The organism is Porticoccus sp. W117 (genome assembly GCF_030341905.1).
Classification (GTDB): Bacteria; Pseudomonadota; Gammaproteobacteria; order Pseudomonadales; family Porticoccaceae; genus SCSIO-12696.
In genome coordinates this window covers 89,396-105,002 of sequence record NZ_JATAAF010000003.1, presented here as the reverse complement: position 1 = coordinate 105,002, position 15,607 = coordinate 89,396, and the positions used below count along the sequence as shown (strand labels likewise).

At 56.6% G+C, this 15,607-nt stretch carries 14 protein-coding genes; 7 read left to right on the top strand and 7 right to left on the bottom strand.

What is annotated here, in order from left to right; translation table 11 throughout:
- Window positions 1-35 precede the first annotated feature (35 nt).
- A complete protein-coding gene (locus QSV34_RS03880; RefSeq protein ID WP_289152170.1) occupies window positions 36-566 on the bottom strand; it encodes a hypothetical protein in 531 nt (176 codons plus the stop codon).
- 35 nt (window positions 567-601) lie between these two features.
- Window positions 602-2,929 carry a penicillin-binding protein 1B gene (mrcB, locus tag QSV34_RS03875; protein WP_289152169.1) on the bottom strand — a complete coding sequence of 776 codons (2,328 nt, stop codon included), beginning with the start codon at window positions 2,927-2,929 and terminating at the stop codon, window positions 602-604.
- Between the two features lie 80 nt (window positions 2,930-3,009).
- Between mrcB and QSV34_RS03870 the strand changes: the two genes are divergently transcribed.
- Window positions 3,010-3,996, top strand: a complete 987-nt coding sequence (locus tag QSV34_RS03870; protein ID WP_289152167.1) for an adenosine kinase — start codon at window positions 3,010-3,012, stop codon at window positions 3,994-3,996.
- A gap of 96 nt (window positions 3,997-4,092) precedes the next feature.
- A complete protein-coding gene (locus QSV34_RS03865) occupies window positions 4,093-4,554 on the top strand; it encodes a DUF2059 domain-containing protein (RefSeq protein ID WP_289152166.1) in 462 nt (153 codons plus the stop codon).
- Window positions 4,555-4,622: 68 nt separating this feature from the next.
- Here QSV34_RS03865 and QSV34_RS03860 read toward each other — a convergent pair whose 3' ends face one another.
- Window positions 4,623-6,749, bottom strand: coding sequence for a TonB-dependent receptor (locus tag QSV34_RS03860; RefSeq protein WP_289152165.1), 2,127 nt, complete (start codon window positions 6,747-6,749; stop codon window positions 4,623-4,625).
- A gap of 146 nt (window positions 6,750-6,895) precedes the next feature.
- Here QSV34_RS03860 and QSV34_RS03855 point away from each other — a divergent pair, with 146 nt between their 5' ends.
- The 3 genes from QSV34_RS03855 to QSV34_RS03845 all read left to right on the top strand — a co-directional run bounded on the left by QSV34_RS03855 (window position 6,896) and on the right by QSV34_RS03845 (window position 9,108).
- On the top strand, window positions 6,896-7,894 hold the full coding sequence (locus QSV34_RS03855; protein WP_289152164.1) for a DUF6662 family protein: 999 nt from the start codon (window positions 6,896-6,898) through the stop codon (window positions 7,892-7,894).
- Window positions 7,895-7,903: 9 nt separating this feature from the next.
- Window positions 7,904-8,467: an FMN-binding protein gene (locus tag QSV34_RS03850; protein ID WP_289152163.1), complete on the top strand. Its 564-nt coding sequence runs from the start codon at window positions 7,904-7,906 to the stop codon at window positions 8,465-8,467.
- 149 nt (window positions 8,468-8,616) lie between these two features.
- Entirely contained in the window at window positions 8,617-9,108 is a 492-nt protein-coding gene (locus QSV34_RS03845) for a hypothetical protein (protein WP_289152162.1), read from the top strand.
- Here QSV34_RS03845 and QSV34_RS03840 read toward each other — a convergent pair.
- The 4 genes from QSV34_RS03840 to QSV34_RS03825 all read right to left on the bottom strand — a co-directional run bounded on the left by QSV34_RS03840 (window position 9,053) and on the right by QSV34_RS03825 (window position 12,171).
- Complete coding sequence (locus QSV34_RS03840; protein WP_289152160.1) at window positions 9,053-9,514, bottom strand: MarR family winged helix-turn-helix transcriptional regulator; 462 nt, start codon at window positions 9,512-9,514, stop codon at window positions 9,053-9,055. The two genes, QSV34_RS03845 and QSV34_RS03840, sit on opposite strands and share 56 nt — an antisense overlap.
- 16 nt (window positions 9,515-9,530) lie before the next feature.
- A complete protein-coding gene (locus tag QSV34_RS03835) occupies window positions 9,531-9,926 on the bottom strand; it encodes a RidA family protein (protein ID WP_289152158.1) in 396 nt (131 codons plus the stop codon).
- A gap of 153 nt (window positions 9,927-10,079) precedes the next feature.
- Window positions 10,080-11,228, bottom strand: a complete 1,149-nt coding sequence (locus QSV34_RS03830) for an acyl-CoA dehydrogenase family protein (RefSeq protein WP_289152157.1) — start codon at window positions 11,226-11,228, stop codon at window positions 10,080-10,082.
- 115 nt (window positions 11,229-11,343) lie between these two features.
- Window positions 11,344-12,171: an enoyl-CoA hydratase family protein gene (locus QSV34_RS03825; protein ID WP_289152155.1), complete on the bottom strand. Its 828-nt coding sequence runs from the start codon at window positions 12,169-12,171 to the stop codon at window positions 11,344-11,346.
- Window positions 12,172-12,370: 199 nt separating this feature from the next.
- Here QSV34_RS03825 and QSV34_RS03820 point away from each other — a divergent pair, with 199 nt between their 5' ends.
- Window positions 12,371-14,689 (top strand): bifunctional salicylyl-CoA 5-hydroxylase/oxidoreductase, encoded by a 2,319-nt coding sequence (locus QSV34_RS03820; RefSeq protein ID WP_289152153.1) that lies wholly within the window; start codon window positions 12,371-12,373, stop codon window positions 14,687-14,689.
- Between the two features lie 129 nt (window positions 14,690-14,818).
- On the top strand, window positions 14,819-15,598 hold the full coding sequence (locus QSV34_RS03815) for an SDR family NAD(P)-dependent oxidoreductase (RefSeq protein ID WP_289152151.1): 780 nt from the start codon (window positions 14,819-14,821) through the stop codon (window positions 15,596-15,598).
- Window positions 15,599-15,607: the final 9 nt, after the last annotated feature.

Genomic DNA, 15,607 nt, shown 5'->3' with positions numbered 1-15,607 from the left:
TTGCTCAGCTTTTTAAAATTATAACGTGTTTGAGCTTATTTTATTGCCTCGATCTCGCGCAGCAAATCTTCCAGAGCGGCGCGCTGCGCTCCGCTGGCGGAGGGGATAGACAACCCCTGGCGGGCCAACTGTTCTGCCTGTTGCAATTGCAGTGTGGCCAGATAGTTGCGGGAAAGCAACTGGTATAGCTCCGCCCGGTGACGGTCGATGCGCAATCCCCGCTCGGCGACGCTGATGGACGCGTCATAGCGCTGCTGACCGTAGAGATGCCAGCCCTCATCCAGCAGATTATCCACTGCACTGCTGGCGCTGCTGTCGCGGCGTTCGCCGGGGGCAATTACTACCGCTGGCGGAGCAACTTGGGGCTCCTCATAGTCGGGTTGAGTTTGGGGTTGAGACTGGGGCTGAGGATACCCTGGAGCTGATCGGTCAGGGCCATTGGACGGCGGCGGCACACTGCTGACCGGTGCCGGAGCACGGTAGGGATTAACACAAGCGCTCAGTAGCAACGCTGCCAGAGGCAGAGAAGCACGCAACAGATACTTTCTCACAAACATAATTTCCACTTAATCCACTCTATCGCCCGAAACCCGAAATCGATTTAATCAAACAACTTCCTGAACCAATCCACCACCGAGCGGCCACTGTCGTAACAAGGCCCCTTCTCGCGGGGCTCCGTGCCTTCGGTAAATGGCAGGTAACGGGCATCGCGACAACGTTCGCCACTGAGCCGCCCCTGTGGATCTACCCACAAATAGCTGACCCGCTGTGGTTTCTGGAAATCCAAAGACTGGTTATCCATCCCTTTCATAATATCGCCCCACACCCGCAGGGCACCGGTGGCACCGGTGAGGGGCATTTTGCCGTTATCGTCACGCCCCAGCCACACCACACTCAGGTAGTTGCCAGTGAAACCAGCGAACCAGCTGTCGCGCTGACCGTTGGAAGTGCCGGTTTTGCCCGCCACCGCCAACTGCGATGGTAACTGGCGGTAAACCCCGCGCCCAGTACCTTCCCGTACCACCACCTGCATGGCGTACTGCAACAGGTGGACGTTATCCGCAGAGAAACGCTGTTCCACTTGATAGGGGTAGCGCCGCAGTGGCTGGTTATCGGCACTGTAGATAGCCCGAATAGCGCGCAGTGGTGTGTAGAAGCCGTCGGCAGCAATTGTGTGGTAAATACCCGCCACTTCCATAGGCGACATGGCGCTGGCGCCCAGCAACATGGCAGGCACCTGCGGCACCGAGCGCTCCAGGCCGAGGCGCTCCACGGTGTTGGCCACCGCTGGCACCCCCAGTTCCAGGCCCAGTTGTGCAGTGGCCAGATTGTAAGAATGCCCCAAGGCCTGGTAGAGCGGCACATCGCCATGGCTTTCGCGATTGAAATTGCGCGGCCGCCACAAAGTGCCATCGTCCGTGGTGATCTCAAACTCCCGGTCGGGAATCAGCGTCGCCAGGTTATAGCCCTGTTGCAGTGCCGTCAGATACACCGCCGGCTTGATGGTGGAACCCACCGGGCGCTGGGCATCCAGGGCACGATTAAACCCCGCGTAACGGGGCTGGCGACTACCGGCCACTGCCAGCACTTCACCAGAACCCACACGGGCTACCACTGCACCTGCCTGCAGCTGACCCTTATCCACCCGATAGCCCTGTTCCAGGTTTTTAAGGCGGTTAGTGATGCTCTTTTCCAACTGCCGCTGGGCCTGGGGGTCGAAATTGGTAAAGATACGCAGCCCTTCGCGACGCAGATCGTCACCGCTGTAATCGCGACGCAGCTGGCGCTTTACCAAATCCAGATACGCAGGGTAATCGTTAAAGGCGGTGCCCCGTTTGGCCACCACACCGAGTCCTTTGGCTTTGGCTTGCCGGGCGGTGGTTTTGTCGATCAGCTGGTGGCTGGCCATCACATCCAGCACCAGGTTGCGGCGCTTTAATGCCCGCTCCGGGCGGCGCCAGGGGTCGTAGTAGGAAGCCCCTTTCACCAGCGCTACCAGCAACGCCACCTGATGTAAATCCAGCTCTCCCACCGGCTGGCGGAAATAGTGGCGACTGGCCAGACCAAAGCCGTGGATGGCGCGCTTGCCCGCCTGACCGAGATAGACCTCGTTGATATAGGCTTCCAGTATTTCCGCTTTGTCGTAATGCAGTTCCAGCAACAGCGCCATGGGGATTTCCACCAGCTTGCGCCACAGGCTGCGCTCACTGGTGAGATAGAAATTCTTCACCAACTGCTGGGTAATGGTACTGCCCCCCTGGGTCAGTTCACCGGCTTTAACATTAGCCAAAAAGGCTCGGGCAATACCACGGGGAGACACGCCATAGTGCTGCTCAAAGTTTTGATCTTCCACCGCCAACAGGCCGTCGATCAGGTAGGGGGGCAATGCCTCCAAGCGCACCAGCTCGCGATCTTCCAGGTGTTCCGGGAAAATACCGCCGATACGCAGGGGCTCCAGCCGCGCTACCGCGGCCGACTCACCACTGGCGCGCAAGCCAGACACCTGATCGCCATCAAAACGAACCTGCAAACGCTGGGCAGGTTCATCGCTGTCCCAGAAACGAAATCCTCGGCTGTAGAATTCCACCCGATTGCCACTGCGGCGATACTGGCCCGGTGCACTCAATGTAGCGCTGGCGCGATAACCCAGTTTATCCAGTTCCCACACCAACTCTGTGGCGTCGAGTTGCAGCCCTTCGTAAAGATCCAGCGCGCGACTGTATACATGGGCAGGCAACGCCCATTTGCTGCCCTCGAACTTGGCGCGCACCATAAAATCCAGCACCAGAGTGACTGGAATCAGCAACACCAGAAACCAGAGCGCTCCTTTCCAAGCCAAACGCCAGAAAGCGCCCCAAAAACCCCGCTTGCGCTGGGCGCTTTTGCCGCGGAATTTTTTACTTCTGATGGTGTTTTTTCGCCTGGCCAAGGGGGGCTCACTTGCAGTCATTGATCCAGCCCGGATAATAGCGACCCTACTGGCAAACGAACACAGAGAATTGTGGAGATATGGCAAAATTTCACATTTACGGCTTGGGCGCTGCCCTGGTAGATACCGAACTGGAAGTAAGCGACAGCGACCTGGAATCGCTGGGGGTTGAAAAGGGGCTGATGACCCTGGTGGACGAAGCCCGCCAACAACAGCTGATCGACCACCTCAGCGATCACCTTGTCACCTCCAAACGAGCCAGCGGAGGCTCCGCCGCCAATACTATTATTGCCGCCAGCTATTTTGGCGCCAACACCTGCTACGCCTGCAAGGTCGCCGATGACGACAACGGCCAGTTCTACCTGCAAGACCTGAGCGACGCCGGTGTCACCCACCACCGCAACGGCTCATTGCCAGCGGGTACCACCGGCAAATGCCTGGTGCTGATCACCCCGGATGCCGAGCGCAGCATGAATACCTTCCTGGGTATTAGTGAAACCATCGGCAGCGATAATCTGGATGCCGATGCCATTGCCAATTCCGACTACCTTTATATGGAAGGCTACCTGGTGACATCGGAAAGCGGCCGCCCCGCAGCGGTAGCCGCCCGCCAGATTGCCGAACAGGCAGGCGTCAAAACCGCCATCAGTCTGTCGGACCCGGCCATGGTGCAGTTCTTCAAAGAGGGCTTGCAAGAGATGATTGGCGAGCGGGTTAACCTGCTGTTCGCCAACCGCGACGAAGCCCTGGGCTGGACCGGTAGCGACGATATCGACAGCGCCTGCGAGCAACTCAAGAAAAGCGCCGACTGCTTTGCCGTTACCTTGGGCGCCGATGGCGCGCTGGTATACGACGGCAACGAACTGCACAAAGTAGACGGTGTGGCAGCAGACGCCATCGACACCAACGGCGCTGGCGATATGTTCGCCGGAGCATTTTTGTATGGCCTGAGCCAGGGCTGGGACTACCCCAAGTCCGGCAGTTTTGCCTGCCGCGCAGCGGCACAGGTGGTGAGCCAGTATGGGCCGAGGTTACGAGCGGAGCAGCATCGAGAGCTGTTGACCTAACAGTGCCGTCATTGCAATGACGAAATATGTTATAGCGACACCTTCACCACTGCATTACACTGCGGCTTCCTTAACCTGAACGATCAAGGATTGACCATGAAAAAATCTCTGTTTGCATTCGCCTTCCTACTGTTCTCTGCGCAAATTTCCGTTGCCGCCGACCAAGCGCGTTACGAAACCGCCGAGCGACTGATGAACTCCATGGACATGCAGGAACTGCTGGAAACATCCATTTCGCAAACCCTCGACATGCAACTTCAACAGCAACCCGCAATGGCACCTTTTCGCGGTGTGATGCTGGAGTTTTTTCGGAAATACATGAGTTACGAATCGTTAAAGCCGGATTTGGTTTCCATTTACGCAGAAGCCTTTAGCGTAACTGAAATGGAAGACATGATTGCGTTCAACAACTCACCAACCGGCCAAAAAGCGGCAAAGTTGATGCCTCAGCTTATGATCCAGGGCGGTCAACTCGGTATGCAAAAAGTGCAATTTCATATGCAAGAGCTACAGCAAATGGTTGCTGAAGAAATGGCGAAACAACAGGCTAATCAATAGGCTCACTTACCGTTTATTCTGGGCGGGTCACCCTGCAAGCTCCTCGCATTGACCGGGTTCATCGAAAATTAGAAGCTGGCCTCCACCCCCAAACGCATTCCCCGCCCCGGCTCGTTATTGCCGGAGCCGTGGCTGCGGTAGGCCTCGTCCAGTAAGTTGCCCACCCCCAGAGTACCGTTGATAGAGTCGTTAAACTGCACACCCGCCTGCAGGTTGATCAGGGTATAGCCCGGTGTGCCTCCGGGGGGAATCCGTTGGGTGTCGCCTAGATCACCGCTGCTCAAACGATCAGCTTTGCTCGCGATGGTGATATTGGCAGATGCCCAGTAACGTCCTCCTTCGCTGTCCCAGCGCAGCCCCAGGTTAGTGGTAAGCGGGGTGATGCGGCTAAAGGGCTCTCGAAAAGTGGCTGCGCCCAAGACAGGTGCAGCATCCAGCTCACCTTGCAGCCAGGTGATATTGCCGTCCAGAGACAAGCCACCAACCAAACGCCAGCGGGTGTTGATTTCCGCACCGCGAATAAATCCGCCAGCGCTGTTTTGTTTGCTCACTTCCACCAGCCCATCGACGATACGACCGGTAGGAGTACTGGCCACAAAGTCAGAAATATCCGTGTGATAGATACTGGCAGACAATCTGTACCTTTCGCTCTCTGCCTTGATACCCAGTTCCGCCGTCAGGAAATTTTCCGCATCGAGTCCGGTGGCAGCGACTTCGGTTTCGTTGCTGCGGCTGCCACCAAAGCGACTCAGATCGGCGACGTTGGGGGCGCGAAATGATTGACTCAAACCCGCCCATAACAAGCGACTGCTATTGTCGCCAGAGCTCAGTTGATGACTGATGCGCAGGGAACTCACCAGCGCCCCCCAACTATTGTTAAAAGAAACCGCCTGGCCACTGGCAGGGTCTTCAAAACGGCCAATATCTGCAGCGGTGTAAGAGTATCGACTACCCAGGGTAAGCGCGCTGCGATCACTAATAGACAGCTCTGCCTGTAGATAGATTCCCGCTAGGTCATAGCGGGCATCGTCACCCACCGGCCCCTGAATGCGCACTCGGTCTACGCTGCCATCGGCATTGAAATCGGTGCGCGCACTGGTTACACGATCCCGATAAACATCCACGCCGTACACCAGTTCCGCCACATCAGTGGTGCTGGTGAATTGCACTTCAAGGCCACGCATACGCGAGTCGAAACTCTCTGTCAGGGAACGACCACTGCCCCGTACACGCTCGCCATCTTCTGCCCAGCCCTGCTGAGATAAGGTGATCAGGGCGCGATCGATGTTTGGGCTGACGTCCGTTGCCGACAGGCGTACATAGCTGAGATAACGGCGCTGGTCTTTCAATCGGCGCAAGTCTGTGCCCACTTCGGTACCGGCAAACGAGCGCGAGAAGATCGTCGAATGAGTGCGCCACACATCATCTTGCTGCAAGCCCTGATAGACCGCTGTGAGATTCCAGCGATCGGACAGCGCCAAATCCAGGCGGCTGTCATACGCGGCTTCGTCATAGCCAGTGCGCGGCAGCGTGCCTAAGTCCGCCGCCTCCACATCACCAAAATTTTTGTGGCTGTATCCAAGCAACAAACCCCACTCACCGCCGCGGCCAAGAGCGACTTCCGAACGGGAGATATGGCTGTTTTCTGCCCCGGAAAAGCGATAGCTCTGGCGACCGGATAGAAAGCGCTCTCCAAGAGGCTGTCGCGACGCCCCGGCATTGCGGGTGTACAGGTTGAGGGCGCCACCAATGGCGTCGCTGCCGTAGGCGCTGGCGGCGGGGCCATTAAGCACCTCCAGGCGCTCCAGCGCAGCAAAATCAATCAGCGAGAAATATTCATTGGGGCCGTCGCGATACACCGAGTTGTTGTAGCGCACACCGTCAATCAAGGCCAAGGTGCGATAACCGGTAAAGCCGCGGATAAAGGGCGAACCCTGGCCGTTGGCGGTTTTCTGAACGGCTACGCCTGGCACCTGTTGCAGGGCTTCCGGCAGGCTGCGAGCAAAGTTGTTGGACATACTCTGGGCACTGACGGTTTCTATAGCGTAGGGTGCAGTGCTCTGTTGGGCACCACTGCGGGTAACGGTAACCACCACTTCTTCCAACACCGTATCGCTGGATGCCTTGGCAGTGAATGCGCTGGGAATAAGAGCCAGAAAAGAGCAAGCGTAAAGGAAAGTACTGCGGGAATTCATGGCGCCATTGTATGTGGTGAGGGTGGGGATAAGAAGCTGACCAACAAAAGTTTACAGGCGCAGATGATATTGCTATTGATAATTGTTATCAATAGCAATATCATCTGCGCAATTCAAATAACACCACAATCATCAAGGGAATTTACATGACCAACCGTTCGCTGGCCACCGCGGCCACCTTATCCGCACTACTTTGCTCAACCGGAGCCACAGCCGATGAGAGCCTGTGGGTTTACGCCAAAGGCACCGATACCCTGCCGGAAGGCAAGTACGAGGTTAAGCTCAACACCATTTCACGCCGCGGCAAAGATTCCGGCAACTACACCTTCAACGACATTCGCCCGGAAATTGAGTACGGCCTCACCGACCGCCTGACTCTGAGTGCCGAGCTGATGTTTTTCGACCACAACTACAACGTTGCCGACTGCATCGGCCCCATGATCGAAACCCAGGGCGGTACCTGTACTGAAGACGAAACCGGCGTTATCGACCGCGGCCCCGGATTTAACGACACTCAGTTTGCCGGTTACGAGATTGGCGCCAAATACAACATCCTCAGCCCCTACGCCGACCCCATCGGCCTGACCCTGGGCCTGGCCTTCGAGCGCCGCGATGTTTACCGCCTGGACGGTGCCGACATTAACCAGAATTCCTACGTCGCCAACGTGCTACTGCAAAAGAACTTCCTCGACGACACCCTGGCCATCGTTTTTAACACCAAGCTGGAGTTTGAGCGCCGCAAAAACCCGGGTTACGTGCCGGGTGCCGAAGACAGTGTGCTCGAAGAAGAATTTGCCTACGACCTGAGCGCCGGTATTTCCTACCGTTTTGCCCCCAAGTGGTACGTGGGCCTGGAATGGCGCCAGCAGTCCGACTTCCTCAATCCCCTGGAAGGTGGGGAGTTCGACCCGGACCTTGAGCGTTCCAATTTTGATATTGGCGATTTCCGCATCGGCAGTCGCCACCAGTACGGTTCCTACTTTGGCCCCAGCATCCACTACGGCACAAAAGACTGGTGGGCCACTCTGGGTGCTCTGTGGCAGTTCAAAGGCGGCGGTTCTTTCGCTGCCTTTAACCGCGGCGGTCGCAACCTGGACGAGCACGAAAAAGTGCACGTTGGCCTTACCTTTGCCCGCCAGTTTTAAGGAGTTGTGATGAACCGCAGCCACTTCATAAAGGCGATTATTCTGGCAACCGGCTTGCTGCTACCCACACTGTTTGCGCAGGCAGAAACCTTCCTTACTGTGGATCAGGCCAGAGGCATTATCTGGGGTGATCAACAGGTAAAGCCGGCCAAGGTGACACTGACCAAAGATCAGGCCAAGGCCATTCGAAAAGCCAGCAAGGTGCGGGTGCGCAACCTGGACATAAACGCCTGGCGCACCGCTGACGGCGGCTGGTTTATTCTCGACCAGGTGATCGGCAAACACGAAAACATTGACCTGGCGGTAGGCCTGAACGCCGACGGTTCCGTACGTGGCATCGAGGTGCTTACCTACCGGGAAACCTACGGTCACGAAGTGCGCAACCCCAAGTGGCGGGCCCAGTTCACCAACTGGAAGCCGGGGGCGAAAACCCCGCAAGGCACGTCGCCGGATTACCTGAAGTTGCGGCGGGATATTCAAAATATCTCTGGCGCCACCCTCTCCTGCCGCCACCTTACCGACGGCATTAACCGCCTGACGCATACCTGGGAGTTGGTGCTGCGGCATTTGTAGCAAACGCCCGTCATCGCGAGCGCGGCGATCTCCATCTGGACGTTTCGATATCAGGAGATTGCCGCGTCACCCTTCTTTATCAATAAGAAGGCTCCTCGCAATGACAGAAATATTTTTCAACCCTCTACCCACCGCAATCAACATCGATCATGGCAGGCATTCACATCAAAATCCGCAAGCCCTGGCGTCGCGCCCTGTACGGGGCGCTGGCCACTAGCTGGTGCAGCGGCATCGGTTTTTTTATTCTCAGTCGCTGGGTGCGCATTGAAGGAGACTTCGGTCCGGAACGCCATCCGTTGCAGTTTCCCCTGCTGCAACTGCACGGTGGCGCGGCCTTTGTGATGATGATGTTTCTGGGAGCGTTGTTTGTCGGCCACGTAGCCCATACCTGGCCAGCCAAAAAGCGTCATCCCATGGGGGTGGCTATGGCCATTGTGGTGGCACTGATGGTGATCAGCGCCTGGTTGCTGTACTACCTGGCCAACGAAGACGTGCGCGCCTGGGTGGCCAATATTCATGCATCCTTAGGTCTGCTGTTGCCCGTGTTGTTGGCTATTCATATTCAACGGGCGCGGCGCAAAAATGTCAGGCCTCGTCGAGACGGCCCCGCAGTTTGCCGATCAATTCAATCAACGTCTTGATTTCGTCGTTGCTGAGCGCGCCGAAAATATCATCTGCCCAGCGTTCGTGATCTGCAGCCATAGCGGCGAAAAGCTGCTTGCCCTTATCCGCCAAATGAATATCACTGACCCGACGATCCACTTCACTGGGCTTTCGTTCGATCAAACCGTCACCTTCCATGCGATCCAGTAAACGGGTGATATTGCCCTTCGATGCCAACAGCATTTTCGCCAACTGGCTGGTGGAGGCACGGCCTTCGGGCATGCGATCCAGATTGGCCAACACATCGAAACGGGACAGGGAGCTGTTGTGATCATTCACAAAACAACTGTTGACCCGGCCTTCAATCCCCTTGGCGCACTTGGTTAACTGCAGCCAGGCGCGCAAGGCGTTTTTGCTGTGGGTATCGGCGAAATTTGACGGCATCGCTAGTTCTCAATCGTTATGAATTTGGAATCACGGCGGTGGTTTCCACCTCCACCTTGGCGCGGGCTTCCATCAAGCCCGCCACTTGTACCATGGCCATCACCGGGAAGTGGCGGCCAATGATCTGCCGATACACTTCCCCCATCTCTTTGAGCCGCGACAGGTATTCATCGCGGTCGGTGATATACCAGGTCATACGCACGATATGCTCCGGCCTGGCGCCACCGGCATCCAGAATAGCCACGGTATTTTTTAACGCCTGGGCAATCTGCTCAATAAAATCGTCGCTGTGAAATTGCTCGTTCTCATCCCAACCAATCTGGCCACCCACGTACAGGGTTTTGCCCTCGGCGAGAATGCCGTTGGAGTAACCGCGGGGGCGAGGCCAACCTTCGGGGTTGATGAATTGCATGTTTGTACTTTCCTGATTTTCGCGCGTTAAGTGCGCTGTAGTTAATTCGTTCGTTATTCGATTGTTGTGAGAGACGGGAGATGTGAGATGAGAGACGAGTTACACTCCAAACGCACAACGAAGTAACACGTCTCCCATCTCTCGTCTAACATCTCACGTCAATATCTGCCTCGCTATCACCAACTTCTGCACTTCCGACGCCCCTTCATAAATCCGCAACGCCCGCACTTCCCGGTAGAGCTGCTCCACCATAACGCCGCTGGTCACACCGAGGCCGCCAAACAATTGCACCGCCTTATCGACCACCCGTTGCGCTGCTTCGGTGGCGTAGAGTTTGGCCATGGAGGCTTCACGGGTGACGCGGTCAGCGACACAGTCTTTGGTCCAGGCAGAGCGATAGATCAGCAATGCGCTGGCATCAATATCCAGTGCCATTTCTGCCAGCTGGGTTTGAACACCCGGCAGGTCGGCCATGGGTGCACCAAATAGCTGCCGATCGGTGGTGCGGGCCAGCGCCTCATCCAGTGCGCGACGGGCAAAACCCAGTGCCGCCGCACCCACTGTGGTGCGAAATACATCCAGCGTGGCCATGGCAATTTTAAAGCCCTGGCCGATCTCGCCCAGCAAATTGGTTTTGGGTACTCGCAGATTGTTAAAGCGCAATTTTGCCAATGGGTGAGGGGCGATCACTTCAATACGCTCCGCAATTTCAAGGTCGCTGGCCTCAACAATAAAAGCACTCAGACCACGGGCGCCCTCATCGCTAGTACGGGCAAACACCACGTAAAAGTCAGCGATACCACCGTTGGAAATAAAAGTTTTTTCGCCGTTAAGAACGAAATGATCTCCCTCCTCTACCGCCGACGTGGAACAGGCGGCTACGTCAGAACCCGCCTCCGGTTCGGTGAGGGCAAAGGCGGCGATTTTGTCACCGCTGCGCACTGCTGGTAAATACTGTTGCTGCTGCTCGTCATTGCCAAACAACGAGATCGGCCCGCTGCCCAGCCCCTGCATGGCAAAGGCAAAATCCGCCAGACCAGAATGGCGCGCCAGGGTTTCGCGAATCAGACACAAGCTGCGCACATCCAGCTTGCCGCCCTCGCTGTTTATCGCCACAGAGTGCGTTAACCAGCCGCCTTCCGCCAACGCCTTTACGGTACGGCGGCAGGCATCGTCTACTTCCGCGATGCTGTGGCCGTGGTCGGTTGATATATTTTTACCCGCCCATTGATCGAGATCGGCGGCCAGTTGTTTGTGGCGCGGCTCCAGAAAGGGCCAATCCAGGAAAGTTTTATCGCTCATATTTTTCTCGCTACCGTCATTGCGAGCGCAGCGAAGCAATCTAGTGTCTTACTAAAGCCGCTGGATTGCCGCGTCGCCTTTCTTTAAACGAAAGGCTCCTCGCAATGACCTGTCATTAATTCCCCTCAAAACCCGGCTTCTCTTTCGCCACAAAAGCCTTATACGCCCGTTCAAAATCCTGAGTCTGCATACAGATTGCCTGGGCTTGAGCTTCCGCTTCAATGGCCTGGTCGATGGTCATATTCCACTCCTGGTGGAGCATGGTTTTGGTAATACCGTGGGCGAAAGTTGGGCCTTGCAGCAGGCGCTTGGCCATGGCCTGGGTTTCGATCAGCAGGTTGTCGCGATCCACCAGCTTATTAAAGTAGCCCCAACGCTCTCCCTCTTCAGCACTCATGGTGCGACCGGTGTAGAGCAGTTCAGAGGCACGGCCCTGGCCGATAATGCGCGGCAAAATAGCGCAGGCACCCATGTCACAACCGGCAAGACCCACGCGGGAAAACAGGAAGGCGGTTTTGCATTCGGGCGTTCCGTAACGGAAGTCGGAGGCCATGGCGATGATGGCGCCGGCGCCCATGCTGATGCCATCCACTGCCGCCAGGATCGGCTGCGGACAGGCGCGCATGGCTTTTACCAAGTCGCCGGTCATGCGGGTAAAGTCCAGCAGCTCGCGCATGTCCATATTCACCAGCGGGCCGATGATGTCGTGCACGTCACCGCCGGAACAGAAGTTGCCCTCCGCACCGGTAATCACCACCGCTTTGACGTCGTCCACATACACCAGATCGCGAAAGGTGTCCCGCAGCTCGGCGTAGGAATCAAACGTCAGCGGATTTTTGCGGTCAGGAATGTTAAGGGTGACCGTCGCTACGCCACTGTCGAACGCCCACAGGAAATGCTCTGGTTGATAGGTTTCAGGATTGAAGCGATTGCGCGGTCTCATTTGTGGCTCCTGTTGGTCGCGAGAGATGTGAGATGAAAGATGAGAGACGGGTTACTCCGGCTCAGTTGCGAAGTCGCCCGTCTCTCATCTCCCATCTCTCGTCTCACATACCACCACAATAATACTTTACACATAAATAGAACACATCTAATATAGTTTACATGTAAAGCATATAGCTCATTACCCTCTGGAGCCAACCATGAAAATTGTCTGCCTGGGCGGTGGCCCCTCTGGCCTCTACCTCGCCATCTCCATGAAACTGCGCAATCCCGAGCACGACATCACTGTGTACGAGCGCAATCAGCCCGGAGATACCTTTGGCTGGGGAGTGGTGTTCTCCGACCAGACCATGGACAACCTGCAGGCCAACGACCCGGTGAGCGCCCAGGCCATGACCAGCGAGCTGATTCACTGGGACTTGATCGACGTCACCATCAACGGCCAGACCGAGCGCTCTGATGGCCACGGTTTTATCGGCATTGGCCGCAAGCGCATGCTGCAGATACTCAGCCAGCGGGCCGAGGAATTGGGCATTAAACAAGTATTTTCCACCGTGGTGGAGTTGGAAGACCTGACCACCAAATTCGCCGATGCGGATTTGATTGTCGCCGCCGATGGACTCAATTCAAAAGTGCGCAATTCCGACCACGTCGGCTTTGATTGCGATATCGAAATGCGCCCCAACAAATTCGTCTGGCTGGGCACCAAACACCGCTTTGACGACGCCTTTACCTTTATCTTTGAGGAAACCGAGCACGGCTGGCTGTGGGTGCACGCCTACCAGTTCGACAACGAAACCTCGACCTTTATTGTGGAGTGCGCACCAGACACCTACGACAAGTGGGGCTTCGCGCACATGAGTCAGGAAGAAAGCGCGGAAACCTGCCGCAAAATCTTCGAAAAGCACCTAAATGGCCACGAATTACTGACCAATTCCAACCACATTCGCGGTTCTGCCTGGATCAACTTCCCCAGGGTGCTGTGCCACAACTGGGTGAAAGGCAATGTGGTATTGATCGGTGACGCCGCCCACACTGCCCACTTTTCCATCGGCTCCGGCACGAAGCTGGGTTTTGAAGACGCTATCTGTCTGGCTGAGCACCTCAACTCAGAGGAGTCGTTACAGGAAGCCCTGAAAAACTACCAGGACGAACGCGAGCTGGAAGCCCTGAAACTGCAAAGCGCCGCGCGCAATTCCATGAGCTGGTTTGAAGAAGTTGGTCGATACCTGAACTACGATACCAAACAATTCGCCTACGCATTGCTGACCCGCAGCCAGCGGGTGAGCCATGAAAATCTGCGCCTGCGGGACAAAGCCTGGCTGGAAAGCGTGGAAAAAGACTTTGCCGACAAGGCCTGTCAGGCGGCGGGAAAAACCGCACCCAGCGAGCCAGTACCCCCCATGTTTACCCCGTTCAAATTGCGCGACATGACCTTGGCAAACCGCGTTGTGGTATCCCCCATGTCCATGTACAGCGCCAAAGACGGAGTGCCCGACGACTGGCATCTGGTGCACTACGGCGCACTGGCCAAAGGCGGCGCCGGGTTGGTTTACACCGAGATGACCGATGTCTCTGAAGAGGGGCGCATCACCCCCGGTTGTGCCGGCCTGTACACAGACGAGCAAGAAGCCGCCTGGAAGCGCATTGTCGACTTCACCCACAACCACAGCCAGGCAAAAATCTGTATGCAGCTGGGCCACGCGGGCCCCAAAGCCTCTACCAAAGTGTTGTGGGAGGGCATGGACCAACCGCTGGATCACGGCAACTGGCAAGCCATGTCCGCTTCTGCGGTGCCCTATTCAAAAATCAACCAGATACCCCGCGCCATGACCCGCGCGGATATGGACACCGTGCGCGACCAGTTTGTGGCCGCCGCTGAACGGGCCGAGCGTGCCGGCTTCGACATGCTGGAGATGCACTACGCCCACGGCTACCTGATGAGTGCCTTTATCACCCCGGTACTCAACAAGCGCGACGACGAATACGGCGGTTCGCTGGAAAACCGCCTGCGCTTCCCACTGGAAGTGTTCCACGCCGTGCGCGCAGTATGGCCGGAGAACAAACCCGTTTCTGTGCGCATCTCCTCCAACGACTGGGTGGGCGATCTGGGTGTTACGCCGGCAGAATCCGTGGAAATCGCCAAGGCATTTAAAGCCGCGGGCGTCGATATTATTGATGTCTCTGCAGGCCAGACCACTACCGACGCCAACCCGGTTTACGGGCGCATGTTCCAGACACCGTTCTCCGATCAGATCCGCAATGAAGCCAACATCGCCACCATGGCGGTGGGCAATATTTTCGAAGTGGATCACGTCAACAGCATTCTCGCCGCCGGCCGCGCCGACCTTTGCTGCCTGGCCCGCCCCCACCTGACAGACCCCAACTGGACCATTCGCGCCGCTGCCGAACAACACTACCGTGGCGATGCAGTACAAGTGCCGGTACAGTATGAATCGGGCTTTGATCAACTGGAACGCAATCTGCAGCGGGCGGCAGATATGGCGATTAATGTGTAACCGCCACGGACTACGCGAAAAACTACACTACCGTCATCCTCGCGAAAGCGGGGATCCATGAAGTTCAGTGCAACACATCAAAATGGATTCCCGCCTTCGCGGGAATGACGGAAAGAAGAGCACCAAATAATGACATCACTCCAAAACAAACACGCCATCGTAACCGGCGCAGGCCGTGGTATTGGGGCGGCGATTGCAAGCACCCTGCACCGCCAAGGCTACAAAGTCACTTTAATGGGCCGCACTGAAAGCCACCTGAACGAGCGAGTTGCAGAACTAAATGGAAAGCTGGGCAACAACAGCCAGGCGGTTGCCGTTGATGTTACCAATAGCGACGCTGTGATCACCGCCTTTGAAAAGGCCAAAGCCGCTTTTGGCCCGGTAGATATTCTGGTCAACAACGCCGGCGCCGCCGAAGCCAGGCCCTACCTGAAAACCAGCCACGACGACTGGCATAACTGCCTGGCGGTCAACCTTAACGGCGTACACTACTGCACCCGGGCCGCCCTGCCCGATATGGTGGAACAAGGCGCTGGCCGCATTATTAACATCGCCAGCACCGCCGCTCAAAAAGGTTACGCCTATGTAGCCGCCTACACCGCTGCCAAACACGGAGTACTCGGATTAACCCGCGCTCTGGCGCTGGAATTTGCCACCAAAGGCATTACCGTTAACGCCATCTGCCCCGGTTACACAGAAACCGATATTGTCAAAGACGCTATTAAAAACATCATGGGAAAAACCGGCCGCAGCGAAACCGAAGCGCGAGCCGAACTCACCAAAACCAATCCCCAGGGCCGCCTGATTCAACCGCAAGAAGTGGCCGACACAGTGCTCTGGCTATGTGGGGAACAGGCGGCATCAATCACCGGGCAGGGTATTTCTGTGGCGGGCGGTGAAGTAATGTAGGCCACCTTG

Bases quoted from the DNA above. Each gene is read 5' to 3' on its own strand.
- QSV34_RS03870 (WP_289152167.1), top strand. From the start codon at position 3,010: ATGGCAAAATTTCACATTTACGGCTTGGGCGCTGCCCTGGTAGATACC.
- QSV34_RS03835 (WP_289152158.1), bottom strand. From the start codon at position 9,926: ATGCAATTCATCAACCCCGAAGGTTGGCCTCGCCCCCGCGGTTACTCC.
- QSV34_RS03855 (WP_289152164.1), top strand. From the start codon at position 6,896: ATGACCAACCGTTCGCTGGCCACCGCGGCCACCTTATCCGCACTACTT.
- QSV34_RS03850 (WP_289152163.1), top strand. From the start codon at position 7,904: ATGAACCGCAGCCACTTCATAAAGGCGATTATTCTGGCAACCGGCTTG.
- QSV34_RS03860 (WP_289152165.1), bottom strand. From the start codon at position 6,749: ATGAATTCCCGCAGTACTTTCCTTTACGCTTGCTCTTTTCTGGCTCTT.
- QSV34_RS03845 (WP_289152162.1), top strand. From the start codon at position 8,617: ATGGCAGGCATTCACATCAAAATCCGCAAGCCCTGGCGTCGCGCCCTG.
- QSV34_RS03840 (WP_289152160.1), bottom strand. From the start codon at position 9,514: ATGCCGTCAAATTTCGCCGATACCCACAGCAAAAACGCCTTGCGCGCC.
- QSV34_RS03825 (WP_289152155.1), bottom strand. From the start codon at position 12,171: ATGAGACCGCGCAATCGCTTCAATCCTGAAACCTATCAACCAGAGCAT.
- QSV34_RS03815 (WP_289152151.1), top strand. From the start codon at position 14,819: ATGACATCACTCCAAAACAAACACGCCATCGTAACCGGCGCAGGCCGT.
- QSV34_RS03820 (WP_289152153.1), top strand. From the start codon at position 12,371: ATGAAAATTGTCTGCCTGGGCGGTGGCCCCTCTGGCCTCTACCTCGCC.
- QSV34_RS03865 (WP_289152166.1), top strand. From the start codon at position 4,093: ATGAAAAAATCTCTGTTTGCATTCGCCTTCCTACTGTTCTCTGCGCAA.
- QSV34_RS03830 (WP_289152157.1), bottom strand. From the start codon at position 11,228: ATGAGCGATAAAACTTTCCTGGATTGGCCCTTTCTGGAGCCGCGCCAC.